We start from the raw sequence: 22691 nt of genomic DNA, 5'->3' as shown, positions 1-22691 counted from the left end.
CGGGCCCGAGCTTACCGGTGGGGGTCCCGGACCCGCAAGGGCGGCCTGCCCCGACACGTAAAACCGACCGAATGGACGTGCCGGGGGCGCCCCGGTAACATGCGAAGTGCTGTCTACTGAACGGGTTTCACCTTGGACATCTCCGGAAGCATCACCGCGCTGGCGACGCCCTTCGCCGCCGACGGGGCCCTCGATTTCGCCGCGTTCGCCCGGCTGCTCGACCAGCAGCTCGCCGGTGGCACGCAGGCCGTGGTCGTCGCCGGCTCCACAGGCGAATCGCATTTCCTTGAGCACGACGAATACGAGCGCCTGCTCGCGTTCGCGGTGAAGCACGTCGACAAACGCGTGCCGGTGATCGCCGGCACGGGCGAGGCCGGTACGGCGAAGACCGTGGCGACCACGCGCCGCGCGAAGGCGCTTGGCGCCGATGCGGCCCTGGTGGTGGCACCGTTCTACGTGCGTCCCACGCAGGAGGGCCTGCGCCGGCATTTCCTCGTCGTGGCCGACGAGGGCGGTTTGCCGGTGGTGCTCTACAACGTGCCGTCGCGTACCGGTTGTGACATCGCTCCGGAGACCGTGGCGGCCTTGCGCGACCACCCCGCCATCGTCGGCATCAAGGAGGCCCGGGGCGACAGCGAGCGCATTCGCGCCATCGCGGAACTTGTCCGCCCGGATTTCGTCTACCTCAGCGGCGACGACGGCTCGGCCCACGAGGCCATGCTCGCCGGCGCCGCGGGCACCATTTCGGTGGTGGCCAACCTCGTGCCGCAGGCCTTCCGTGAGTTGTGCGATGTTGCCCGAGCCGGCGACGCCGCCCGCACCGCCCAGGCCGCGGCTCGCCTGGCCCCCCTGATCGATGCCCTCAATTGCGCGCCCAATCCCATTCCCGTCAAGGCCGGCCTGGCCGCGCTGGGGCTGGGTTCGGCGGCTCCGCGCCTGCCCCTGGTCGAACTGGCGGCCGGTCCGGCGCTGAACCGGGTGCGCGAAACGCTCGCGGCTCTGGCACCATTGGCGTCCGCGGCCTGACGCCCTTCCTTTCAACGGATCCAACGGAACTTTCGTTCATGAAGAAAACCTCGTACGCGCTGGTCGTCCCGGCACTGCTCCTGTCCGTCCTGGTCGTCTCCGGCTGCGGCGCGTTCCGCTCCAAGAAGGACTGGGAAAGGGCCCAGCAGGAAGCCCCGCTCGAAATCCCGCCGGGCCTCGACACCCCGTCGACCAGCGCCGCCCTGGTGATCCCCGACGTGGGCTCCGGCGCTGCCGGCGGCGACGCCCAGGCGACCCAGGGTGCCGCCCCGGTGTCCGACGGCTTCGTGCTGACCGATGCGCCGGATGCCGCCTATCGCCGCATCGGTGAGCTCTTGAGCGTGGGTGACCTGGGCAAGGTCACCGCCCACGACGACGCCACTCACACCTATCAGATCGCCGTCAGCCAGGGCGCCGCGTCCGAGGAGCGTCCGGGCCTGTTCCGCCGCATGTTCGGTGGTGGCAAGCACGACGACGAGGGCGCTTCCTCGTCGTCCAACGGTCGCAAGCAGCACATGGTGGTGCTGACGATCAACGAGAGCGGCACCGGTAGCGAGGTGCGCGCGCAGGGTGACGCCGATGGCGTGCGCCGTGTCATCGACGCGCTGAAGTCGCGGATGGGAAGCAAATAACCGCACCGTCCCGCGTCCTCGAAAACGCCACCCCCGGGTGGCGTTTTTCGTTTCGGGCCGGGCTTGGAATGTCCGGAAAAGGGCAGGCGTCGCCTACATCGAAAGAGGCATTGCCGCATCGTTCGTCGTGGCGAATCATGAGGCTGGGGCACGGAGCCCCGGGTTTTGGACCCTCAACGACAAGGATGACGTCATGGACGCTCGCCGGCCGCTGCTTCGCCTCGCCGCTGTGCTGCTTCTGGCCGGACTCGCCGCCTGTTCGGGCCTGAAAACCCGGCCCGGAGAGGGGGCCTACCCGCCGCCGCCCGTTGCCGCGCCATCGGCCGCGTCCTCCATGCCAGGCGACACCGGTCGCCTCAGTGGGTCGGATGTCGCGAGGCATCTCCAGGAGCGCTATAACGAAAACAGGGCCACGTGCGATCGGCTTCCGGCGGTCCTGTGCTCGGGCATCCTGTTGCGGGCGACGGTTCGCGGTGCCTATTACGTATGGAATCCGCGGCCCACGGCGCCGATCAGGAACGGCGTGTCGTTTTCCTGGCTGCGCAAGGATTCCGGCTTCAGCGCCTTGGCGTTCGGCTACACCAATGGCTTCATCGTGCTTCCGTATTTCTATGCCGACGCGCCGAGCGACGGTTATACGCAGTTGACGGTGTTATGCATTTTTCCGTTCGATGCCGACACCCACAACCGCACGGGAGGCAGGAACGACGGCTGCGGCGCCAACACCACGGCGACCGTGGCGAATACGGGCCCATGCCAGGATCAGGGCATCGTCACCGCCAGCCAGTGGATGGCGCGTTTCGGCAACGTGCCCAATCGCTATACGGACCAATGCGGATTCGCGCTCCATCCGTCGGCGACATCGGCCAGCGCAGCCTTCCAGGCCCAGGCGGACATTCGCAGTCAGTTGCCCCGGTATTTTTCGCTCCAGAATGAGGTCATGGTCGGCACCTGGGCGCAAAACGACGCGCGCCTCCCCCTCGAAGCGTTTTTCTATATGGCGGGCAGCCAGACGGGCAAGTCGGAAGCCGGGCAGAACCAGGCCGATTTCAAGTCGATGACGGGGCGGTGGGTGCCGGTCATCCGCATGACCCTTCCGAGCCGGGCTGGTGGGGCGGCAGCCTTCGTTTACGACGCGGCCGATCAGCAGGTTCGCTGAGCGGCGCCCGCGACAGCCACGGACCCACACGCGGAGGGGGTATTCCATGCACAGGCAATGGCGTTCGATAGCGGTGCGCCTCGGCGCGGGGCTCGCGGTGTCGCTGGGTTGCTCCGCGATGGGCTCTCCGGCGATGCGGGGCGCGCACGATGCCGAAGGCGAGTCGGTGGCCCGGGGCATCCAGGCGCGATACGACGACGAAAGTACCGTCGGGTGCAACGGCTCGCCCACCGCGCCGGCCTTCCTGTGTTCCGGGGTGATCCTGCGCAGCACCGCTTATCCGCTGCCAGGAGGTCATGCATGGGACCCGAAGGGAGCAAGCAATCCCAAGCCGGGTGGCATCTCGTTCTCGTGGATGCGTCGTGACGCGCAGTTCAACAAGGTGGCGCACGGCTACACGCAAGGCTTCATCCTGGTGCCGGTCCTGAAGTATGGGGGGCGCCCGTTCCGTAACATGGAGGTGATGTGCGCGTACCCCATCGACGCGGCGAGCGACCTCCGCGCCAAGGCCGGTTGCGGTGCGCACCGCAGCTACCCGTCCGATAGCGGTCCTTGCCAGGCACAGGGCATTACGACGGCGAACGCGTGGGTGAACCACTATTTCAAAGTGTCGGGCGAGTACAAGCGGCACGATCACCAGTGCGGCTTTACGATGACGTCGGGCACGCCGAACGCCACCGCCGTTTTCCTCCAGGCGCTCATCGCGATGCGGGAGATCAAGGACGAGTCGTTCCGCAACCAGAATGAGCTGGTGATCCAGGAGTGGTCATTCGGTGAGGACGCGCGATTGCCGATCGAGGCGTTCTTCTACATCTCGGGTCAGGACGGGCCTTTGGGCGCGATGTCCTATCAGCAAGACCTCTACAAGACGACCGGTCGATGGGTACCTGTCGTGCGGCTCACGTTGGCCTCATCTCCCGGCGAGAGGGCGACGTTTTCGTTCCGTTCGATGGACCAGTCGGTGCCCTGACGCGTCAGGGGCCCAGGCGAGAAACGGGTTCATCGCGGAAGTCCGGGGACCCTCCCCGCGATCGACCTTATGGGCCCGGTGGAGGGTTCGATCCCGCGAGTCGTGCTGGTCTGGTCCCCAGAGCGCGTTGCACTTGGGCGTTTGGGGAGGAGACCTTGGCGTCCACCCTCGCTGCTCGGGCAGTCCTCCGCGTTCGACAGGGAAAGGCGGCTGACGCGACCACGCGCTAATTGGCCTGCGTCCGCTCCCTTGTGCGGAACTCGCCTCGAGGGCGGACACCGAAGGCTCTGGCCTTACCGTCCGCGTCGGCGGCAACGCCTGCATCCATGCGACATCCTCGCGCTTCCGCGAAGAGCCACAAAAAAGCCCCTGGAAGGGGCTCTTTGGTGTCAGCGCTTGAGCTGCTCGATCTTGTTCGGTTTGTTTTCCCAATCCTTGGCGTCGGGGAGGCCATCCTTGCGCTCGGTGATGACCGGCCACGCTTGGGACAGTTCGGCGTTCAGCGCCACGAACGACTCTTGCCCAGCGGGCACGTCGTCTTCCGGATAGATGGCGTTGATGGGGCATTCCGGCTCGCAGAGGGTGCAGTCGATGCACTCGTCCGGATTGATCACCAGGAAATTCGGGCCTTCGTGGAACGCGTCGACAGGGCAAACCTCGACGCAGTCCGTGTACTTGCACTTGATGCAGTTGTCGGTGACGACAAAGGTCATGCGGAATCAGGCGCCAGAGAAAAAGTGGCGCTCCCTACGAGGTTCGAACTCGTGTTCCCGCCTTGAGAGGGCGGTGTCCTGGACCACTAGACGAAGGGAGCGGGGTCGTACGGGAAGTACGAAGCGCGCTAGTATACCTGAGTTCCGACGCTCGGCAATGCTTTTTTGGTCCCTCGTCGGAAGGCAACGAATTCGTTACATTTAACCATCCGTACCCGACGCCGGTTGTCGACGGGACACCCACCCGACCGGGCGCGAGGGCGCTCGCCAGGATCGTAGCCGCTTGAATCCCGAAACCAGGAGCGACGCGTTGCCCGCCATGCGCATCATCCCGCGCGAGCAACACTCCATCTCCCGCAAGAACATCAGCAAAGCCGCGCTTCGCGTGCTCTACCGGCTCCACGAAGCCGGATTCGACGCCTACCTCGTCGGCGGTGCCGTGCGCGACCTCTTGCTGGGTGGTCACCCCAAGGACTTCGACGTGGCCACCAACGCCACGCCCGACGAGGTGAAGGGGCTGTTCCGCAACTGCCGCCTCATCGGCCGGCGGTTCCGGCTGGCTCACGTGGTGTTCGGCCCGGAGATCATCGAGGTGGCCACCTTCCGTGGTACAGGCGAGGAGGGCGCGGAAGGGGGCGACCGCCACATCGTCGACGGCCGGATCGTGCGCGACAACATCTGGGGCAGCATCGAAGAAGACGCCGTACGCCGGGATTTCCGGGTCAACGCCCTCTACTACGACATCGCCGATTTCAGCGTGCGGGACTACGTCGGCGGCATGCAGGATCTCGAAGACCGCAGCATGCGCCTCATCGGCGACCCGGAGCAGCGTTACCGCGAAGACCCGGTGCGCATGCTGCGCGCCGCGCGTCTGGCGGCCAAGCTCGGCTTCACGATCGACCCGGCGGCGGCCGCGCCGTTCGCCACGCTGGGGCACCTGCTGGGCGAGGCATCCCCGGCGCGCCTGTTCGACGAATCGCTCAAGCTGTTCCTTGCCGGCCACGGCCTGAAGAGCTTCCGCATGCTCGAAGCCTGTGGCTTGCTGACGTTCCTGTTTCCCGCCACCGCCCGCGCCCTCGAACGCGGCGACGACGCGCTACGCGCGCTGGTGGAACAGGGTCTGGCCAACACCGACGCGCGTATCGCCGCCGGCAAGTCGGTCACCCCGGCGTTCCTCTACGCGGTGCTGCTGTGGGGTGAGGTGCGCGACCAGGCGCAGGGCTGGATGGCGCAGGGTTTCGACATGAACGAGGCCTGGCAGCGGGCCGCCGTGCACGTGGTGGGCGAGCAGTGCCAGCGCGTGGCCATCCCGCGCCGTTTCACCTTCACGATGGAAGAGATCTGGGCCCTTCAGCCGCGCTTCGAGCAGATCCATCGCAAGCGCGTCTTCCGACTGATGTCCCATCCGCGTTTCCGCGCCGCGTTCGATTTCCTGCTGCTGCGCGCGCACGAGTCGCCGCGCATGCGCGAACTGGGCCAATGGTGGAATCACGCCCAGCAGCTGCCGCCGGAGATGCTCGCCGCGGCGCTGGGTGGCGGTGGCGTGCCGCCGAGCGACCACACCGTGGCCGCCACGGCCCCGGCCCGCAAGCGCCGTCGGCGTCGCAAACCCGCAGGCCGCGGCAAGGGCGATTCGGGCGGCGCGTGAGCGTGATCGCCCTGATTGGCCTGGGAGGCAACCTCGGGGATGTCCGTGGCCGGCTCCGGGACGCCATTGACGCGCTGGAGCGCGTTCCCGGCGTCCATGTCACGGCACGCTCGCGCATCTATCGCACGCCGCCGTGGGGCCACCTCGACCAGCCGGATTTCATCAACGCGGCCATCGCGGTATCGACATCGCTGGATGCCCATGCCCTGCTCGATGCCCTGCTCGCGGTCGAGCGCTCGCTGGGGCGCGTGCGTGACGGCGCTCGATGGGGGCCACGTACGATCGATCTCGACCTGCTCGCGTTCGGTGATGCGGTGATCCACGACGACCGGCTCGACGTGCCCCATCCGCGGATCCCCGAGCGCGCGTTCGTACTGCTGCCCCTGGCCGACATTGCCCCCGACGTCGTGCTGCCCGGCATGGGGCGGGTCGCCGACCTGCGTGCCGCGATCGATCACGGTGCCTGCCAGGTGCTGGAGTAGCGTCGGGCTTCCTTGAGCCCGGGCGCGTCCGGGAGGACAATCCCTTTTCTTACAACGAGGCGACAAGAGCGTGTACGTGGAAAAAACGAGTGCGCCGGCGCGCAAGCCGGTGACCGTGCCGGGCCTGAAGGCGATGAAAGCCGAAGGCCGGAAGATCGTGATGCTCACCGCCTACGACGCGAGTTTCGCCGCGCAACTGGAATCCGCCGGGGTCGACGTGGCCCTCGTCGGCGATTCGCTGGGCATGGTGGTGCAGGGCAGGTCGAGCACGCTGCCGGTCACGATCGACGACATGGTCTATCACACCGCTGCGGTCGCGCGAGGGCTGTCTGCGACCCTGCTCGTGGCCGATCTGCCGTTCATGAGCGACCGCGACGTACCCACGGCCCTCGACTCGGCCGCGCGCCTGGTCGCGCAGGGCGGGGCGGCCATGGTGAAAATCGAAGGGGCCGGTCGCGTTTGCACGGTGATCGCGGCCCTGGCGGAGCGCGATATCCCGGTCTGTGGCCACCTTGGCCTCACGCCGCAGTCGGTGAACCGCCTGGGCGGCTACAAGGTGCAGGGTAAGACCGAGGCCGCCGCGGAGCAGCTGTTCGCCGACGCGCAAGCCGTCGAAGCGGCCGGTGCCGACCTGCTCGTGCTCGAGTGCGTGCCGTCGTCCCTCGCCGCTCGCATCACCGCCGCGCTTTCGATTCCCGTCATCGGTATCGGCGCCGGCATCGGCTGCGATGGCCAGGTGCTGGTCGTCTACGACATGCTCGGCCTCACCCCGGGCAAGCGGCCGAAGTTTTCCAAGGATTTTCTCGCCGGGCGCGATGCCATTTCCGCCGCCATCGCCGCGTATGCCGACGATGTGCGCGAGAAACGGTTTCCCGGCCCCGAACACAGCTTCAGCTGAAGACAGACCCGATCATGCAGACCGTTACCGATGCCGCCGCCCTCCGTGCCACGATCCGTGGCTGGCGCACCGCCGGCCAGGCCGTGGCGTTTGTGCCCACCATGGGCAACCTGCACGCGGGCCACCATTCGTTGCTGAAACTCGCCCGGGCCCGGGCGGATCGCGTGGTGGCGAGCGTCTTCGTCAATCCCACGCAGTTCGGCCCCAACGAGGATTTCGAACGCTACCCGCGCACGCTGGCCCAGGACCAGGTGGGGCTTGCCGAAGCCGGGTGTGACGTGCTGTTCGCGCCCGACGTGCCGACGCTCTATCCATTCGGCGCGGCGGCCAGCGTGAGCGTGCACGTGCCCGTGATCACCGACACGCTCGAGGGTGCCCATCGACCGGGCCATTTCGACGGCGTGGCGACGGTAGTGAGCAAGCTGTTCCACCTCGTGCAGCCGGATTTCGCCGTGTTCGGCCAGAAAGATTTCCAGCAGCTGAAGGTCATCGAGCGCATGGTGCGTGACCTCTCCCTGCCGGTCAAAGTCATGTCCGGCCCAACCCTGCGCGACGATGACGGTCTCGCCATGAGCTCGCGCAATCAGTATCTGTCGCCGAACGAGCGCCAGCGCGCCCCGCAGATCTACGCCACGCTGGTGCAGATGCGCGACCTGTTCCGGCAGGGCCATGCCTGGCAGGCCCTGGAGCAGGCCGCCCGGGCTCGCCTGGAGCGGGCCGGCTTCGTTCCTGACTACGTCGCCATCCGGCGGGCCGAGGATCTCACCGAGCCGGGCGTCGACGAGCGCGAGGGTCTGGTGGCGCTGGTGGCCGCCCGGCTGGGCGCCACCCGCCTGATCGACAACCTGCTGTTCGACTGAAGTCCTTCACGAACCGGCACTTGCGTTTTGCCGCCCCACGCCCCATAAAGCGCCTCGACAGAGGAGCCCCTTCCTGACGAGCGGGACATTCCTCCGTTAGAATAGGCGTTTTGCCACCGCCACATCCCCAGAGACCGCCATGCAGCTCAACATGCTCAAGTGCAAGATCCACCGCGCCACGGTGACTCACGCCGAGCTGAACTACGAAGGTTCCATCGCTATCGACGGCAACCTGCTCGACGCCGCGGGCATCCGCGAATACGAACAGATCCACGCGTGGAACATCAGCAACGGCGAGCGCTTCGTCACCTACGCGCTGCGTGCGGACGAAGGCTCGGGCATCATCTCGGTGAACGGCAGCGCGGCGCGTCGCGTCTCCGTGGGCGACCTGGTCATCATCGCCGCGTTCGCCAGCCTCTCCGAGGCCGAACTGGCGAAATACCAGCCCGATCTGGTGTACGTCGACGCATCCAACCGCATCACGCACACGAATCATTCGATTCCCAAGCAGGCCGCCTGAATGCGATGGGCCGGCGGCTTCGTCGCCGGCCCACCACAGCTTCTCTACGCTGCACTGCGGTAAGATTCCGGCTTCCCTCCGTCGCAGCCAAGTGGAAGCCATGGATTCAAAGCACGCCCCCCTGCCTTCGTTCGAAGCGCACGCCGCCCGTCTGGCCGGCACTCATCTCCGCACCCTCGTCAACGATGACGCACGCGCGCAGCGCCTGCGCCGGCGGGTGGGCCCGATCCTCCTCGACATCACCCGGCAAAAGCTCGACGTCCCTGCGCTCGACGCCGTGGGTCAGTACATCGAAGGCACGGGCTGGCAAGCCGCGCGAGACGCGATGTTCGAAGGCAAGCACATCAACACCTCCGAAGACCGTGCCGTGCTGCACACGGCGCTTCGCGGTGGCGCGTCGCGTCATCCCGCCGCGCCGGCCGAGGTGCGCAAGGAGGTCGCCGACGCGCTCGACAAGATGGAGCAACTCGTCAGCGCCGTGCATCGCGGCGAAGGTGCCTCGGTGGGGCTCATCGATGGCGTGACCGACGTGGTCAACATCGGCATCGGTGGTTCCGACCTCGGCCCGCGCCTGGCCGTGCACGCGCTCGAACAGTTTCACGTCAAGGGCATCCGCAGCCACTTCCTCACCAACGTCGACGGCCAGGCCGCCACCGACCTGATGAAGCAGCTCGATCCGGCGCACACGCTGGTGATCCTCGTCTCCAAGAGCTTCAACACGCAGGAAACCCTGCTCAATGGCGGCGTGTTCCGCCAGTGGATCCTCAAGGCGAACGACGGCGACGAAACCCGGACGTCCAAACACTTCATCGCCGTGAGTTCCAACGTCGAGGCGGTCAACACCTGGGGCGCATCGCAAGTGCTGCCGATGTGGGATTACGTCGGCGGCCGCTTCTCGCTGTGGTCCGCCGTGGGTGCGTCGATCGCCTTTTCGATCGGCATGCAGGGATTTCGCGAGCTTCTCGCCGGTGCCGCCGAGGCCGACGATCATTTCCGCGACGCTGCCTGGCAGGACAACGTGCCCGTGCTGCTTGCCATCGCCGAACTGTGGAACCGCAACGTGCTCGGCCGCAGCAGTCGCGCGGTGGTGCCCTACGTCGACTCGCTTGCCGACCTGCCGTCTTACCTCCAGCAGCTGGAGATGGAGAGTCTCGGCAAGCACGTGCACCCGGACGATGGCAGCGAGGTCGCCCAGTCCACCGTGCCGGTCGTGTGGGGCAGCATCGGCACCAACGCCCAGCACGCGTATTTCCAGGCACTGCATCAGGGCACGGACACCGTGCCGCTCGAGTTCATCGGCCTGGTAAAGCCCGCGCACCCGCTGCGCGAGAATCACGACGTGCTGTTGTCGAACCTGCTGGCGCAGGCGGCGGCGTTGTCGCTGGGCAAGACCTTCGACGAGGCGCTCGCCGAAGCCAAGACGGGCACGGACGACGAGCGCCGTGCGCTCGCCGCCCAGCGCACCTTCAAGGGCGACCGCCCCAGCACCGTGTTCATGCTCGACTCGCTTACGCCGCATTCGCTCGGGGCGCTTATCGCGCTCTACGAACACAAGGTATTCATGCTGGGTCACCTGTGGGGGATCAACGCGTTCGACCAGTGGGGCGTCGAGTTGGGCAAGGTGATCGCCAAGCAGATCTACCCTTCGCTGGCTAACGACAAGAGCGCCGGCGACCTAGGTCAGTTCGATGGCGCCACGCGCGGCCTGATCGAGGCCATTCGCGAACGGCGCTGAGCGCTGCTTCCATGCCATGACAAAAGCCCGGTTCGCCGGGTTTTTGTTTTTTCGGTGCCGAAAAACGTTCTTTCGCACCTACAGCCGATGACGGATCGAAAACCACCGCGGCGCGATGCAGACTGCCTCTGGGGATAAACAAACCTAAGGAAGGTGGCGCCATGGATGGTCGTCGGAATGGGGCATTGGCTGCCCTTGTGTTCGTGTTGTTCGTGCTGGCCGGATGCGTGTCGCCGGTTCGCGGCCCGATGCAGGGTGTGGCCGCCACGCCTCCCACGGAAAGCGGCCCGACGGTTGCGAACCATCTTCAGTCGCGCTACGACGACACCTCGCGGGATTGCCGGGGCACGCCGGCGGTGCTGTGTTCGGGCGTGCTGATGCGCGGCACGACGTGGTCGACGGCGTTTCACTCGTGGATTCCCAATCCGTCGACATCGGCCGGTGGCGTGTCGTTTTCGTGGCTTCGCCAGGATTCCAACTTCGTCGCTGCGGCTTACCCGAACGGGTTCATCGTCTACCCGCACTTCTACTCCGACGACCCTTACTTCTACCAGCTGGTTGTCAATTGCGGCTACGTCGTCAACGCGGGAACCGGATCGCTGGCCGACAAGTGCCGGGTGCCTTGTCATCGGCAAAACATCTTCACGTCCGCCCAATGGCTGGCCACGTTTCCCTCCGGTGCCGGATGCGCGTTCAAGATTGCTCCGGGCGATGCCGCCCCGAATCCTGCAGATGCGTGGATGCAGATCGTAAACGTTCGCCAGGCACGCAACATCACCACCTGGAACGAAATCCTCGTCGCCACGTGGCCGCAGAACACGCATGCCAACATGCCGCTGGAGGCGTTCTTCTACACGAACGGCAGTGCCTCGGGACGGAGCAGCGCACAGAATGACCAGAGGGATTTTCGGGCGACGGCGGGACGATGGGTGCCGGTCATCCGTTGGACGCCGGCCACGTCCCTCGGCGGCCGGGCCCGGTTCGAATACAACGCGTCGGATCAGGCCATCACCCAGTGAGGCGTATGTCATGACGACACAGCCTGGCCACGGCCGGGCTGTGTCGTTACACCTCGAGTGTGGCGAGGTCGCCTTTTTCCTCGAGCCACTGCTTACGATCGCTGGCGCGTTTTTTCGCCAGAAGCATGTCCATGAGCTTCTGTGTGCCGTCGTCGACGTCGACCGTGAGCTGCACGAGGCGGCGCGTGTCCGGATGGATCGTCGATTCGCGCAACTGCGAGGGATTCATCTCACCCAGGCCCTTGAAGCGTGTGACTGAGACCGCGCCCTTCATCTTTTCGCGTTCGACCTTGTCGAGCATCAGGCGTTTTTCTTCCTCGTCGAGGCAGTAGAACACCTGCTTGCCCACGTCGACGCGGAACAGCGGCGGCATGGCCACAAACACATGGCCCTCCCGCACCAGGGCGGGGAAGTGGCGCAGGAACAACGCCGTGAGCAACGTCGCGATATGCAGGCCGTCGGAGTCGGCGTCGGCGAGGATCACGACCTTGCCGTAACGCAGCCCGGAGAGGTCGTCCTTGCCCGGGTCGCAGCCGATCGCGACTGCGAGATCGTGCACCTCCTGCGAGGCGAGCACGGCGCCGGACTCGACCTCCCAGGTGTTGAGGATCTTGCCGCGCAGCGGGAGGATCGCCTGGAAATCCTTGTCGCGGGCCTGCTTGGCCGAACCGCCGGCCGAGTCGCCCTCGACCAGGAAAAGCTCGGTGCGGGTCAGGTCCGTGGCGGCGCAGTCGGCGAGCTTGCCGGGCAGGGCGGGGCCCTGGGTGATCTTCTTGCGCACCACCTGCTTGGCGGCCTTCAGGCGCGCGCTGGCGCGCTCGATGGCGAGTTGGGCGATCTTCTCGCCGAGGTCGACGTGCTGGTTGAGCCACAGGCTGAAGGCGTCGTGGATCACGCCTTCGACCACGCCGGCGGCGTTGCGCGAGGACAGGCGCTCTTTGGTCTGGCCGGCGAACTGGGCGTCCTGCAGCTTGATGCTGAGCACGAACGAGAGGCGCTCCCATACGTCTTCCGGTGCCAGCTTGACGCCGCGCGGCAGCAGGTTGCGCAGGTCGCAGAACTCGCGGATGGCATTGGTGAGGCCCGAGCGCAGGCCGTTCACGTGGGTGCCGCCCTGTGCCGTGGGGATCAGGTTGACGTAGCTCTCCTGCACCAGCTCACCCTCGGGCAGCCACGCGAGCGCGACATCCAGCGCATCCGTGTCGCGGGCGAAATGCTTCACGAAGAGGTCGGCCGGCAGGGCTTCGGCACCCTGGAGCTCGCCGCGCAGGTAATCGGGCAGGCCGTCTTCGAAGTACCACTCGGTGGTTTCGCCCGTGGATTCGTCGAGCAGTCGCACCGTGAGGCCGGCGCAGAGCACGGCCTTGGCGCGCAGCAGGTGCTTGAGTCGGGAGACGAGGATCTTCGGCGTATCGAAGTATTTCGGGTCGGGCCAGAAGCGCAGCGTGGTGCCGGTCTTCTTCTTCGGCACCGTGCCGATCACCTCGAGATCGCTTGCACGGTCGCCGTCGGCGAAGCGCATGCGGTATTCCTGGCCGTCGCGACGGATGGTGACGTCCACCCGCGTGGACAGCGCATTGACCACCGAGACGCCCACGCCGTGCAGGCCGCCGGAGAACGCGTAGTTCTTGTTGGAGAACTTGCCGCCGGCGTGCAGGCGCGTGAGGATCAGTTCCACGCCGGGCACTTTCTCTTCAGGATGGATGTCCACCGGCATGCCGCGACCGTCGTCGGTCACCTCGACCGAGCCATCGTTGAAGACGGTGACCTCGATGGTCTTCGCATGGCCGGCGAGGGCTTCATCGACCGAGTTGTCGATCACTTCCTGCGCCAGGTGGTTCGGGCGGGCGGTGTCGGTGTACATGCCGGGGCGGCGCTTGACCGGATCAAGGCCGCTGAGGACTTCGATGTCTGAGGCGTTATAGCGAGTGTTCATGCGTCTGGCAGGTCGTTCGTAGCCGGGCAGGATGGGCTTTCGCCCGTCGGGTGGTCAAGCCTTGCAGGTGGCGGTATCAGTCGCTGAGACGCTGAGGCGGTCGCTATTCGCCGATCCGGCGTCCGCCCTCCGGTCGCCGCGGCGTCGCGCCGGGCGGCCCTCCACCCTAAAGGGTGGACGCCGGTCACAGCGGGGCGCAATGCCATTCGAGCCACGCCCGGTCGTCTCCCCCCAGCAATGGCGACAAAGCGGCCCGCACCGTGGCGTGATAGTCGTCGAGCCATGCCCGCTCGGAGGGCTCCAGCAGCCGCGGATCCAGCGCGCGGCGATCGAACGGGCATAGAGTGAGGGTCTCGAAGGCCATGAACTCGCCGAATTCGGTCGTGTCCGCCTGCACCACCACAGCGAGGTTCTCGTGGCGGATGCCGTGCCGGCCGGGCTTGTACAGGCCGGGCTCGATTGAGGTGATCATGCCGGTCTCCAACGGCACGAGATCGCCACCGGCGCGGGGCGGCCGAATGCCGTGCGGGCCTTCGTGCACGTTAAGGAAATAGCCCACCCCATGGCCGGTGCCGTGGCCGAAGTCCATGCCCGCGGCCCACAGCGGTGCGCGGGCCAGCGCGTCGAGTTGCGGACCGCTCGCCCCGGCGGGGAAGCGGGCGCGCGACAGGGCGATCATGCCTTTGAGGACGAGCGTGGCGTCGCGGCGCTGCTCGTCGGTCACCGGGCCCAGAGCCAGCACGCGGGTGATGTCGGTGGTACCGCCCAGGTATTGGCCGCCGGAGTCGACGAGCAGTAGCCCCTGCGCCGCCAACGGGCTGAACCCGGCCTCGGTGGCGCGGTAATGCGGCAGGGCACCGTTGGCCTGGTAGCCCGCGATGGTGGAAAAACTCTCGCCCACGAAGCCGGCCTGGGCGGCGCGTGCCTCGCGAAGAAACGTGTCGACATCGAGTTCGCTCAGCGCCTCGCCGGCGGCGAGGCCCATTTCGATGCGGCGGAAGGCGCGCGCCAGCGCCGCGCCGTCGCGGCGCATCACCTCGCGGATGTGATCGAGTTCCCCGGCCGTCTTGCGTGCCTTGCGCGCCGTGGACGGCGCGGCGGCATGCAACCGCTTCACCGCCTCGGGCAGTCCTTCCATGACCGACACCACGACCCGGGCCGGGTCGATCATCAACACGGCGTCGTCCGGTAGCGCCGCCAGCGCGGACGCGGCGGTGCCGTAGTCGGCGATGGCGATGCCGTCCGCGGCCAGGGCGGCCTTGACCTCGGCGGGGATGCGCGTGGCATCGACGAAAAGCGTGGCCTGGTCGGTCGCGACGAGCAGGTGCGCGAGAAAGACCGGGTTGTAGTCGACATCCGCGCCGCGCAGGTTGGTGAGCCAGGCGATGTCGTCGAGGCTGGAGAGCAAATGATGCGTGGCGCCGGCCCGCGTCATGGCCTGACGCACGTGGCCCAGCTTTTCGTCACGTCCGACGCTGGCGAACGGGCCGGGGTGCGCGTAGATCGCCGACTGCGGCCGGGCCGGGCGCTCGGCCCAGGCGGCGTGCGGAAGGTCGAGATCGGTGCGCAGCCGGGCGCCGGTCGGCCGCAGGCGCTCGGTCAGGCTTTCGGCACCGGCCAACGACAGGCTGTCGCCCGCCACGGCCACCACGTCGCCGTCGCCCAGGCGTTCGACCAGCCACGCCACGTGCTCGGGCGTGTGCGGCACGTTCAGCTTCATCAACGGCAGCCCGCTGCCGGCCAGTTCGGTCTCGGCCTGCGCGAAATACCGTGAATCCGTCCACAGGCCGCCACCGGTGGCGGTCACCACCAGCGTGCCGGCCGAGCCGGTGAAGCCGGAAAACCATTCGCGCGCCTGCCAGCGCGGGGGCAGGTATTCGGACAGGTGCGGGTCGGCGCTGGGCACGATCACGGCGGTGACGCCCTCGCGGGCCATGGCGGCGCGCAGGGCCTGGAGGCGGGCGGGGATGGGGGAGGGGGGAGTCGGGGTCATGCGGGCATGGTGCGACGGGGGACGGGAGATGGGAAGTGGGGGCACACTTCCTGGCGGACGGCCAAAGGCGTCGGCGGCGTCCTGGTGGGCCCATGGCGACCGGGCGCCGGGACGTGCGCCCCCACTTCCCATCGCCAACCCCTAAAAAAAACCACCTCTCGCGACACGTCGCGCACTCGGGTAAAATACAAATTTCCAGCACTGGCTGCTCGCATGACTCCCCTGATTTTCGTCACCGGCGGTGTGGTGTCTTCCCTCGGGAAAGGCATCGCAGCGGCGTCGCTTGCGTCCATTCTCGAGGCGCGCGGTCTTTCGGTCACCATGATGAAGCTCGATCCCTACATCAACGTGGATCCGGGCACCATGAGTCCTTTCCAGCACGGCGAGGTGTACGTCACCGACGACGGTGCCGAGACCGACCTCGACCTGGGCCACTACGAGCGCTTCGTCCGCACGCGCCTCACCGGCAAGAATTCCATCACCACCGGCAAGATCTACGAGTCGGTGATCCGCAAGGAGCGTCGCGGCGATTACCTCGGCGCCACCGTGCAGGTGATTCCGCACATCACCGACGAGATCAAGCACGCTATCCACGAGGCCACCCGCGGCTTCGACGTGGCCCTGGTCGAGATCGGCGGCACCGTGGGCGACATCGAGTCGCTGCCGTTCCTGGAGGCCATTCGCCAGCTGCGCATCGAGCACGGCCCCGAGAAGTGCGTGTTCGTGCATCTCACCCTCGTGCCTTTCATCAAGGCCGCGGGCGAGATCAAGACCAAGCCCACCCAGCATTCGGTGAAGGAGCTGCGCTCCATCGGTATCCAGCCCGACGTGCTGCTCTGCCGTTGCGAAGAGCCGTTGCCCGACGGCGAGCGCCACAAGATCGCGCTGTTCACCAACGTGCCGAAGAACGCCGTCATCAGCACGATCGACGTCGACGTCATCTACAAGCTGCCGATGTGGCTGCATGAGCAGGGCCTGGACGACCTCGTCATCAAGCGTCTGGGGCTCGACGCGGGCCCGGCCGACCTGTCCAGCTGGATCCGCACCGTCGAAGCCGTGGAGCGCCCACGCGACGAGATCACGGTCGCCATCGTCGGCAAATATGTCGAACACAAGGACGCCTACAAGTCGCTGGGCGAAGCGTTGCGCCACGGCGGCATCAAGCAGTCCACCCGGGTCAACCTCGAATGGGTCGATTCCGAAGAGGTGGAGGCCCGCGGTGCCCGCGCCGTGCTCGGCGGCGCCGATGCGATCCTCGTGCCGGGGGGCTTCGGCAAGCGCGGCTTCGAGGGCAAGATTCTCGCCGCCCAGTTCGCGCGCGAGAACGGCGTGCCGTACTTCGGCATCTGCTACGGCATGCACGCGGCGGTGGTGGAATTCGCGCGCAACATCGCCGGCCTGCCGCAGGCCGACTCCAGCGAAAACGACCGCAACACGCCCGACCCGGTCATCGCCCTCATCACCGAGTGGACCACCGCCACCGGCGAGGTGGAAACCCGCAGCGAGCGCTCCGACCTCGGCGGCACCATGCGCCTGGGTTCGCAGGAGTGCCGCCTCAAGGCCGGCACCCTGGCGCGCGAACTCTACGGCGAAGACGTGGTGCGCGAGCGCCACCGCCACCGCTACGAGTTCAACAATCGCTACCGCCAGCCTTTCGAGGACCGCGGCCTGGTGATCTCGGGCAAGTCGATGGACGACCTCCTCGTCGAAATCGTCGAACTGCCGCGCCAGGTCCACCCGTGGTTCCTCGGTTGCCAGGCGCATCCGGAGTTCACCTCCACCCCGCGTGAGGGGCACCCGCTGTTCATCGGCTTCGTGCGCGCCGCGCGCGAATACAAGGCCGTGCGCGAGGGCGAGCCCCTGGCCGCGCGCTCGCAGGAGTCCATCGCATGAAGCTGTGTGGTTTCGAGGTCGGTCTCGACCAGCCGTTCTTCCTGATCGCCGGGCCCTGCGTCATCGAATCGATGCAGTTGCAGCTTGACGTCGCGGGCCGCCTGAAGGAGATCACCGATCGCCTGGGCATCCCCTTCGTCTTCAAGTCGAGTTTCGACAAGGCCAACCGGTCGTCCGGCGCGAGCTTCCGTGGCCCGGGCATGGAAGAAGGCCTCAAGGTGCTCGACGCGGTGAAGAGGCAGATCGGCGTGCCGGTGCTCACCGACGTGCACGAATACACGCCGATGAACGAGGTGGCTGCCGTGGTCGACGTGCTGCAGACCCCGGCGTTCCTCGCCCGCCAGACCGACTTCATCCAGAACGTGGCCCGCGCCGGCAAGCCGGTGAACATCAAGAAGGGCCAGTTCCTCGCCCCGTGGGACATGAAAAACGTCGTCCAGAAGGCGTTCGACGTGGGCAACCGCGACATCATGGTCTGCGAGCGCGGCGCCAGCTTCGGCTACAACAACCTGGTTTCCGACATGCGGTCGCTCGCGGTGATGCGTGAGACCGGTTGCCCCGTGGTCTTCGACGCCACCCACTCGGTGCAGTTGCCGGGCGGTCAGGGCACCAGTTCGGGCGGCCAGCGCGAGTTCGTGCCGGTGCTGGCCCGCGCGGCCATGGCCGTCGGCATCGCCGGCCTCTTCGCCGAAACCCATCCCGAGCCCGCCAAGGCGCTCAGCGATGGCCCCAACGCATGGCCGCTCGACCAGATGGAAGGCCTGCTCGAGACCCTCATGGACATCGACCAGGCCGTGAAGCGTCGCGGTTTCGAGAAGCACGCCTGACGATGCGGGCGCACGCGCACCGTCCGACTGGCCCGCGCGCGTCGCCTCGTCTTATATTCGCCTTTGCATATCGACCGCGGCGCGCCCTGGCGCGCCGCGGTCGTGTTCCGTCATTCCAACTCGTTACGGGAAGCGCATGACCACCTCGATCACCCATATCCACGCCCGCGAAATCCTCGACTCGCGCGGCAATCCCACCCTCGAAGCCGAGGTCACCCTCGCCGACGGTTCGTTCGGCCGCGCGGCCGTGCCCAGCGGCGCGTCCACCGGCACGCGTGAAGCGGTCGAACTGCGCGACGGCGACAAGGGCCGCTACGGCGGCAAGGGCGTGAAAAAGGCGGTCGAGAACGTCAACGCCGCGATCGCCAAGGCGCTTGCCGGCCATGATGCCGCCGACCAGAAGGGTCTCGACGACGCGCTGATCGCCCTCGACGGCACCGACAACAAGGGCAAGCTCGGCGCGAACGCGTTGCTCGGCGTTTCCATGGCCGCGGCGCACGCCGTCGCCGCCTCCAGGAAACAGGCGCTGTGGCAATACCTCATGGTCGACGGCGGTGGCTCGCTGCCCGTGCCGATGATGAATATCATCAACGGCGGCGCCCACGCCGATAACAATGTCGACGTGCAGGAATTCATGGTGTTGCCGGTCGGCGCGCCGAGCTTCGCCGAGGCGCTGCGCTACGGCGCGGAAATCTTCCACGCCCTCAAGTCCGTGCTGAAGGGCCGCGGCCTGAACACCGCGGTGGGCGACGAGGGCGGTTTCGCCCCGAACCTCAAGTCCAACGTCGAAGCGCTCGACACGATCCTCGAAGCCGTCGGCAAAGCCGGCTTCAAGGTCGGCGCCGATATCCTGCTCGGTCTCGACGTGGCCAGTTCGGAGTTCTTCAAGGGCGGCAAGTACGATCTGGAAGGCGAGGGCAAGGTCTTCACGCCGGAGCAGTGGGTGGACACGCTCGCCTCGTGGGCGAAGCAGTACCCGATCGTCACGATCGAGGACGGCATGGCCGAAGGCGACTGGGACGGCTGGGCGCACCTCACCAAGGTGGTCGACGGCGGTATCCAGCTCGTCGGCGACGATCTCTTCGTGACCAACCCGAAGATCTTCCAGCAAGGCATCGACCGCAAGATCGCCAACGCCATTCTCATCAAGGTCAACCAGATCGGCACGCTGTCCGAGACGCTCGAAGCCATCGCGATGGCCGACCGCGCCAAGTACGCGGCGATCGTCTCGCACCGCTCGGGCGAAACCGAAGACACCACCATCGCCGATATCGCCGTGGCCACCACCGCGACGCAGATCAAGACCGGTTCGCTTTGCCGCACCGACCGCGTGGCCAAGTACAACCAGCTGCTGCGCATCGAGGAAGCCCTCGGCGCCAAGGCGAAGTACGCCGGTCGCGATGCCTTTCCCAACCTCTCCAAGCTCCCCGGCTAAAGGCGGTCAGTGAGCAACGCCGCACTCCTGCGTTGGGCCGGGCTGATCCTGGTCATCATCCTCATCGCGCTGCAGCTGAAACTGTGGGTCGGCGGTGGGGGGATGGCCGAGGTCGAGTCCCTGCGCGCGGCGGTCAAGAAACAGACCGACGAAAACGCGGGCCTGCAGACGCGCAACCAGGCGCTTGCCGCCGACGTGGAAGACCTCAAGCACGGTGAGCAGGCCACGGAAGCACGCGCGCGCCAGGAGCTCGGCCTGATCAAGCCGGGCGAAACGTTCTATCAGGTGGTGGAGCCGGGGGCCGCGGCCAGCGCGCCCCCGCCTCCGCCGCCCGTTGGCCCCGGCGGCCAGTGATGGATGCGCTGTGGTGCGTCTTACCGGCCGCCGGCAAGGGCGTCCGGGCCGGCGGCGACCGGCCGAAGCAATACCAGTGCGTCGCGGGGCGCCCGCTTATCGAACACACGCTTGAGCGGCTCGCGGCGCATCCGCGCATCGCCGGGCTGATGGTGGTGATCTCCCCCGACGATACCCATTTCGCCTCCGTCGCGCAGGTGCACGGCAAGCCGTTGCTTACCGCGACGGGCGGCAGCGAGCGCAGTCATTCCGTGCTGGCCGGGCTGCATGCGTTGCCGGATAGCGTGGGTCCGGGCGATTTCGTGCTGGTGCACGACGCCGCGCGCCCTTGTGTACGGGGCGATGACATCAGCCGTCTCATCGATCTGGCCGGCGCGGGCGAGGGTGGCCTGCTCGGGGCACCGCTGCGCGACACGCTCAAACGGGCGGGCGCGTCGGGCCACAGCGTGGCGACCGAGCCGCGCGAAGGGCGCTGGCGGGCGTTCACGCCGCAGATGTTCCGACGCGACGCGCTCGCGCGTGCACTCGCCCTTGCCGCCGACGCGGGTATCGTCGTCAGCGACGAAGCGATGGCGATGGAGCGGGTCGGCGTGGCGCCGCTGCTTGTCGAAGGCTCGGAAGACAACATCAAGGTCACGACGCCCGCGGATTTCGCGCTGGCCGAGTTCCTGATCGGGAGAACACGATGATACGGATCGGCCAGGGCTTCGACGTGCATGCCTTCGGGCCGGGTGACCACGTCATGCTCGGCGGCGTGCGGATCGCCCATGCCCAAGGCGTGCTGGCGCATTCGGACGGCGACGTGGTGCTGCACGCGTTATGCGACGCCTTGTTGGGGTCGCTCGCGCTGGGTGACATCGGCAAGCATTTCCCGCCCAGCGACGACGCCTGGCGCGACGCGGACAGTCGCCGCTTCGTCCGCGCGGTGCGCGATATGCTGAGCGAGCGGGGTTACGCGCTGGGCAACGCCGACATCACGGTGATCTGCGAGTCGCCCAAGGTGAATCCGCACGCGCAGGTCATGCGCGAGGTCATCGCCGCCGATCTCGGCGTCGACATCGACCGGATCAGCATCAAGGCCACCACGACCGAAACGCTCGGATTCACCGGGCGGCGCGAAGGCATCGCGGCCCTGGCCACCGTGCTGGTGCAACGCGCGTGAGCGAGGCCGAGGTCCGGCCGGCGTCCCGCCTGTCCGACAGGCTGGAAACGATCCACGCGCTGCTCCGCCAGCGCCATGATCGGCTGGATCCGGATCGCGACGTGCACGATGACGACGGTGCCGCGCTGAATACCATCGAGGCCGAGCTTCAGGGGCGGCTCGACGAGCTGCATCCCGCCGATCTGGCCGACCTGCTGGAGTCCCTTCCGCTGGAGGACCGTCTCGCCGTCTGGCAGCGCGTCCGCTCTGACCGCGACGGCGAGATTCTGCTTGAGGTCTCCGACTCCGTCCGCGAGTCGCTGATCGCCGACATGGACGACCGCGAAATCCTCGCGGCCGTCGAGCCCCTGGATGCGGAGGAAATCGCCGACCTCGTCGACGACCTGCCCACCGAGGTGCTGCCCGAGCTCATGGCCAGCCTCGACGCGCAGGAACGCGAGCGCGTGCAGGCGGCCCTGTCCTACGCGGACGACCAGGTCGGTTCGCTGATGGACTTCGACATGGTCACCATCCGCGAGGACATCCGTCTGGAGGTGGTGCTTCGCTACCTGCGCCGTTTCGACGAATTGCCCGCGCAGACCGACAAACTCTTCGTGGTCAACGCCGACCACGTGCTGACCGGCGTACTGCCGCTGCATTGGCTGCTGGTGAATTCGCCGGACCGGATGGTCCACGAGATCATGGCCCCCGACGTGAATACCTTCCATCCCGAAGACGACGCGTACGACGTGGCCCAGGCCTTCGAGCGCTACGACCTCGTCACCGCGCCTGTCGTCGACGGCCACATGCGCCTGATCGGGCGCATCGCGGTCGACGCGATGATCGACCTCATCCGTGAGGAAGGCGAGACCGAAGCCTTGTCGCGTGGCGGCCTGCGCGAGGAAGAAGACATCTTCGCGTCGGTATGGAAGTCGGTGCGCAACCGCTGGGCCTGGCTGGCGATCAATCTCGTCACCGCCTTCATCGCCTCGCGCGTCATCGGCCTGTTCGAGCATTCCATCGAAAAACTCGTGGCGCTGGCCGCGCTGATGCCTATCGTCGCGGGCATCGGCGGCAACTCGGGCAACCAGACCATCACCATGATCGTGCGCGCCATGGCACTGGAACAGGTCGGCGTATCCCAGGTGACCCGCCTGTGGCGAAAGGAACTGGCCGTCTCGCTGTTCAACGGACTGGTCTGGGGCGGCGCGATCGGCGTGGTCGCCTGGCTGCTCTACGGCAGCGTGTCGCTGGGCCTGGTGATGACCGCGGCGATGACGCTCAACCTGTTGCTTGCCGCTTTCATGGGCGTGGGCATTCCGATGCTCATGACCCGGATGGGGCGCGACCCCGCGCTGGGCTCCAGCGTGCTGATCACCGCGGTAACCGACAGCGGTGGCTTTTTCATTTTCCTGGGACTGGCGACGCTGTTCCTGCTGTAAAGGCTCTC

Annotated in this window: 21 protein-coding genes and 1 tRNA gene; 18 read left to right on the top strand and 4 right to left on the bottom strand. The window is 67.0% G+C overall.

Features of this window, described 5'->3' with window-relative positions; all coding sequences use genetic code 11:
* The first annotated feature begins 132 nt into the window (after positions 1 to 132).
* The 4 genes from dapA to PI246_RS05450 are packed head-to-tail and all read left to right on the top strand — an operon-like array spanning position 133 to position 3787.
* Positions 133 to 1026 (top strand): 4-hydroxy-tetrahydrodipicolinate synthase, encoded by an 894-nt coding sequence (dapA, locus tag PI246_RS05465; protein WP_320550302.1) that lies wholly within the window; start codon positions 133 to 135, stop codon positions 1024 to 1026.
* A 38-nt stretch (positions 1027 to 1064) separates the two neighbouring features.
* Complete coding sequence (locus PI246_RS05460; RefSeq protein WP_320550301.1) at positions 1065 to 1658, top strand: hypothetical protein; 594 nt, start codon at positions 1065 to 1067, stop codon at positions 1656 to 1658.
* A gap of 37 nt (positions 1659 to 1695) precedes the next feature.
* Positions 1696 to 2817 (top strand): hypothetical protein, encoded by a 1122-nt coding sequence (locus tag PI246_RS05455; RefSeq protein ID WP_320550300.1) that lies wholly within the window; start codon positions 1696 to 1698, stop codon positions 2815 to 2817.
* 46 nt (positions 2818 to 2863) lie between these two features.
* On the top strand, positions 2864 to 3787 hold the full coding sequence (locus PI246_RS05450; RefSeq protein ID WP_320550299.1) for a hypothetical protein: 924 nt from the start codon (positions 2864 to 2866) through the stop codon (positions 3785 to 3787).
* A gap of 389 nt (positions 3788 to 4176) precedes the next feature.
* Here PI246_RS05450 and fdxA read toward each other — a convergent pair whose 3' ends face one another.
* On the bottom strand, positions 4177 to 4500 hold the full coding sequence (gene fdxA, locus PI246_RS05445; protein ID WP_320550298.1) for a ferredoxin FdxA: 324 nt from the start codon (positions 4498 to 4500) through the stop codon (positions 4177 to 4179).
* A 25-nt stretch (positions 4501 to 4525) separates the two neighbouring features.
* A tRNA-Glu gene (locus PI246_RS05440) sits at positions 4526 to 4601 on the bottom strand.
* 182 nt (positions 4602 to 4783) lie between these two features.
* On the opposite strand from PI246_RS05440, the gene pcnB reads away from it, so the two are divergent.
* The 7 genes from pcnB to PI246_RS05405 all read left to right on the top strand — a co-directional run bounded on the left by pcnB (position 4784) and on the right by PI246_RS05405 (position 11662).
* Positions 4784 to 6148, top strand: a complete 1365-nt coding sequence (gene pcnB / locus PI246_RS05435; protein WP_320550297.1) for a polynucleotide adenylyltransferase PcnB — start codon at positions 4784 to 4786, stop codon at positions 6146 to 6148.
* A 2-nt stretch (positions 6149 to 6150) separates the two neighbouring features.
* On the top strand, positions 6151 to 6630 hold the full coding sequence (gene folK / locus PI246_RS05430; protein WP_407069784.1) for a 2-amino-4-hydroxy-6-hydroxymethyldihydropteridine diphosphokinase: 480 nt from the start codon (positions 6151 to 6153) through the stop codon (positions 6628 to 6630).
* 70 nt (positions 6631 to 6700) lie between these two features.
* A complete protein-coding gene (gene panB / locus PI246_RS05425; protein ID WP_407069783.1) occupies positions 6701 to 7528 on the top strand; it encodes a 3-methyl-2-oxobutanoate hydroxymethyltransferase in 828 nt (275 codons plus the stop codon).
* 14 nt (positions 7529 to 7542) lie between these two features.
* A complete protein-coding gene (gene panC, locus PI246_RS05420; protein WP_320550295.1) occupies positions 7543 to 8388 on the top strand; it encodes a pantoate--beta-alanine ligase in 846 nt (281 codons plus the stop codon).
* 139 nt (positions 8389 to 8527) lie between these two features.
* Complete coding sequence (gene panD / locus PI246_RS05415; RefSeq protein ID WP_320550294.1) at positions 8528 to 8908, top strand: aspartate 1-decarboxylase; 381 nt, start codon at positions 8528 to 8530, stop codon at positions 8906 to 8908.
* A gap of 100 nt (positions 8909 to 9008) precedes the next feature.
* Positions 9009 to 10643: a glucose-6-phosphate isomerase gene (pgi, locus tag PI246_RS05410; protein WP_320550293.1), complete on the top strand. Its 1635-nt coding sequence runs from the start codon at positions 9009 to 9011 to the stop codon at positions 10641 to 10643.
* A gap of 161 nt (positions 10644 to 10804) precedes the next feature.
* Positions 10805 to 11662 carry a hypothetical protein gene (locus PI246_RS05405; protein WP_320550292.1) on the top strand — a complete coding sequence of 286 codons (858 nt, stop codon included), beginning with the start codon at positions 10805 to 10807 and terminating at the stop codon, positions 11660 to 11662.
* Between the two features lie 46 nt (positions 11663 to 11708).
* On the opposite strand, the gene parE is transcribed toward PI246_RS05405, so the two are convergent.
* Positions 11709 to 13598 (bottom strand): DNA topoisomerase IV subunit B, encoded by a 1890-nt coding sequence (parE, locus tag PI246_RS05400; protein ID WP_320550291.1) that lies wholly within the window; start codon positions 13596 to 13598, stop codon positions 11709 to 11711.
* A gap of 184 nt (positions 13599 to 13782) precedes the next feature.
* Positions 13783 to 15591, bottom strand: coding sequence for an aminopeptidase P family protein (locus PI246_RS05395; protein ID WP_320550290.1), 1809 nt, complete (start codon positions 15589 to 15591; stop codon positions 13783 to 13785).
* 213 nt (positions 15592 to 15804) lie between these two features.
* Here PI246_RS05395 and PI246_RS05390 point away from each other — a divergent pair, with 213 nt between their 5' ends.
* From PI246_RS05390 to mgtE, 7 genes are all read left to right on the top strand, one after another.
* Positions 15805 to 17484 carry a CTP synthase gene (locus tag PI246_RS05390; RefSeq protein WP_320550289.1) on the top strand — a complete coding sequence of 560 codons (1680 nt, stop codon included), beginning with the start codon at positions 15805 to 15807 and terminating at the stop codon, positions 17482 to 17484.
* On the top strand, positions 17481 to 18311 hold the full coding sequence (gene kdsA / locus PI246_RS05385) for a 3-deoxy-8-phosphooctulonate synthase (protein WP_320550288.1): 831 nt from the start codon (positions 17481 to 17483) through the stop codon (positions 18309 to 18311). Before PI246_RS05390 ends, kdsA begins: the two co-directional genes overlap by 4 nt.
* A gap of 136 nt (positions 18312 to 18447) precedes the next feature.
* Positions 18448 to 19746 carry a phosphopyruvate hydratase gene (gene eno, locus PI246_RS05380; protein ID WP_320550287.1) on the top strand — a complete coding sequence of 433 codons (1299 nt, stop codon included), beginning with the start codon at positions 18448 to 18450 and terminating at the stop codon, positions 19744 to 19746.
* Positions 19747 to 19755: 9 nt separating this feature from the next.
* Positions 19756 to 20100 carry a cell division protein FtsB gene (gene ftsB, locus PI246_RS05375; protein WP_320550286.1) on the top strand — a complete coding sequence of 115 codons (345 nt, stop codon included), beginning with the start codon at positions 19756 to 19758 and terminating at the stop codon, positions 20098 to 20100.
* On the top strand, positions 20100 to 20789 hold the full coding sequence (gene ispD / locus PI246_RS05370; protein ID WP_320550285.1) for a 2-C-methyl-D-erythritol 4-phosphate cytidylyltransferase: 690 nt from the start codon (positions 20100 to 20102) through the stop codon (positions 20787 to 20789). The genes ftsB and ispD overlap by 1 nt, the downstream gene beginning before the upstream one ends.
* Positions 20786 to 21262 (top strand): 2-C-methyl-D-erythritol 2,4-cyclodiphosphate synthase, encoded by a 477-nt coding sequence (gene ispF / locus PI246_RS05365; RefSeq protein WP_320550284.1) that lies wholly within the window; start codon positions 20786 to 20788, stop codon positions 21260 to 21262. The genes ispD and ispF overlap by 4 nt, the downstream gene beginning before the upstream one ends.
* Complete coding sequence (gene mgtE / locus PI246_RS05360) at positions 21259 to 22683, top strand: magnesium transporter (RefSeq protein WP_320550283.1); 1425 nt, start codon at positions 21259 to 21261, stop codon at positions 22681 to 22683. Before ispF ends, mgtE begins: the two co-directional genes overlap by 4 nt.
* Positions 22684 to 22691: the final 8 nt, after the last annotated feature.

Source organism: Luteibacter sahnii (assembly GCF_034063545.1).
GTDB lineage: Bacteria > Pseudomonadota > Gammaproteobacteria > Xanthomonadales > Rhodanobacteraceae > Luteibacter > Luteibacter sahnii.
This window is presented reverse-complemented; position numbering and strand designations above follow the sequence as displayed.

What these genes read in the sequence shown, in the direction of transcription:
- parE (WP_320550291.1), bottom strand. Translation starts at nt 13,598, where the DNA reads ATGAACACTCGCTATAACGCCTCAGACATCGAAGTCCTCAGCGGCCTT.
- PI246_RS05450 (WP_320550299.1), top strand. Translation starts at nt 2,864, where the DNA reads ATGCACAGGCAATGGCGTTCGATAGCGGTGCGCCTCGGCGCGGGGCTC.
- panD (WP_320550294.1), top strand. Translation starts at nt 8,528, where the DNA reads ATGCAGCTCAACATGCTCAAGTGCAAGATCCACCGCGCCACGGTGACT.
- panC (WP_320550295.1), top strand. Translation starts at nt 7,543, where the DNA reads ATGCAGACCGTTACCGATGCCGCCGCCCTCCGTGCCACGATCCGTGGC.
- PI246_RS05390 (WP_320550289.1), top strand. Translation starts at nt 15,805, where the DNA reads ATGACTCCCCTGATTTTCGTCACCGGCGGTGTGGTGTCTTCCCTCGGG.
- ispF (WP_320550284.1), top strand. Translation starts at nt 20,786, where the DNA reads ATGATACGGATCGGCCAGGGCTTCGACGTGCATGCCTTCGGGCCGGGT.
- ispD (WP_320550285.1), top strand. Translation starts at nt 20,100, where the DNA reads ATGGATGCGCTGTGGTGCGTCTTACCGGCCGCCGGCAAGGGCGTCCGG.
- eno (WP_320550287.1), top strand. Translation starts at nt 18,448, where the DNA reads ATGACCACCTCGATCACCCATATCCACGCCCGCGAAATCCTCGACTCG.
- kdsA (WP_320550288.1), top strand. Translation starts at nt 17,481, where the DNA reads ATGAAGCTGTGTGGTTTCGAGGTCGGTCTCGACCAGCCGTTCTTCCTG.
- pgi (WP_320550293.1), top strand. Translation starts at nt 9,009, where the DNA reads ATGGATTCAAAGCACGCCCCCCTGCCTTCGTTCGAAGCGCACGCCGCC.
- PI246_RS05395 (WP_320550290.1), bottom strand. Translation starts at nt 15,591, where the DNA reads ATGACCCCGACTCCCCCCTCCCCCATCCCCGCCCGCCTCCAGGCCCTG.
- fdxA (WP_320550298.1), bottom strand. Translation starts at nt 4,500, where the DNA reads ATGACCTTTGTCGTCACCGACAACTGCATCAAGTGCAAGTACACGGAC.
- PI246_RS05405 (WP_320550292.1), top strand. Translation starts at nt 10,805, where the DNA reads ATGGATGGTCGTCGGAATGGGGCATTGGCTGCCCTTGTGTTCGTGTTG.
- PI246_RS05460 (WP_320550301.1), top strand. Translation starts at nt 1,065, where the DNA reads ATGAAGAAAACCTCGTACGCGCTGGTCGTCCCGGCACTGCTCCTGTCC.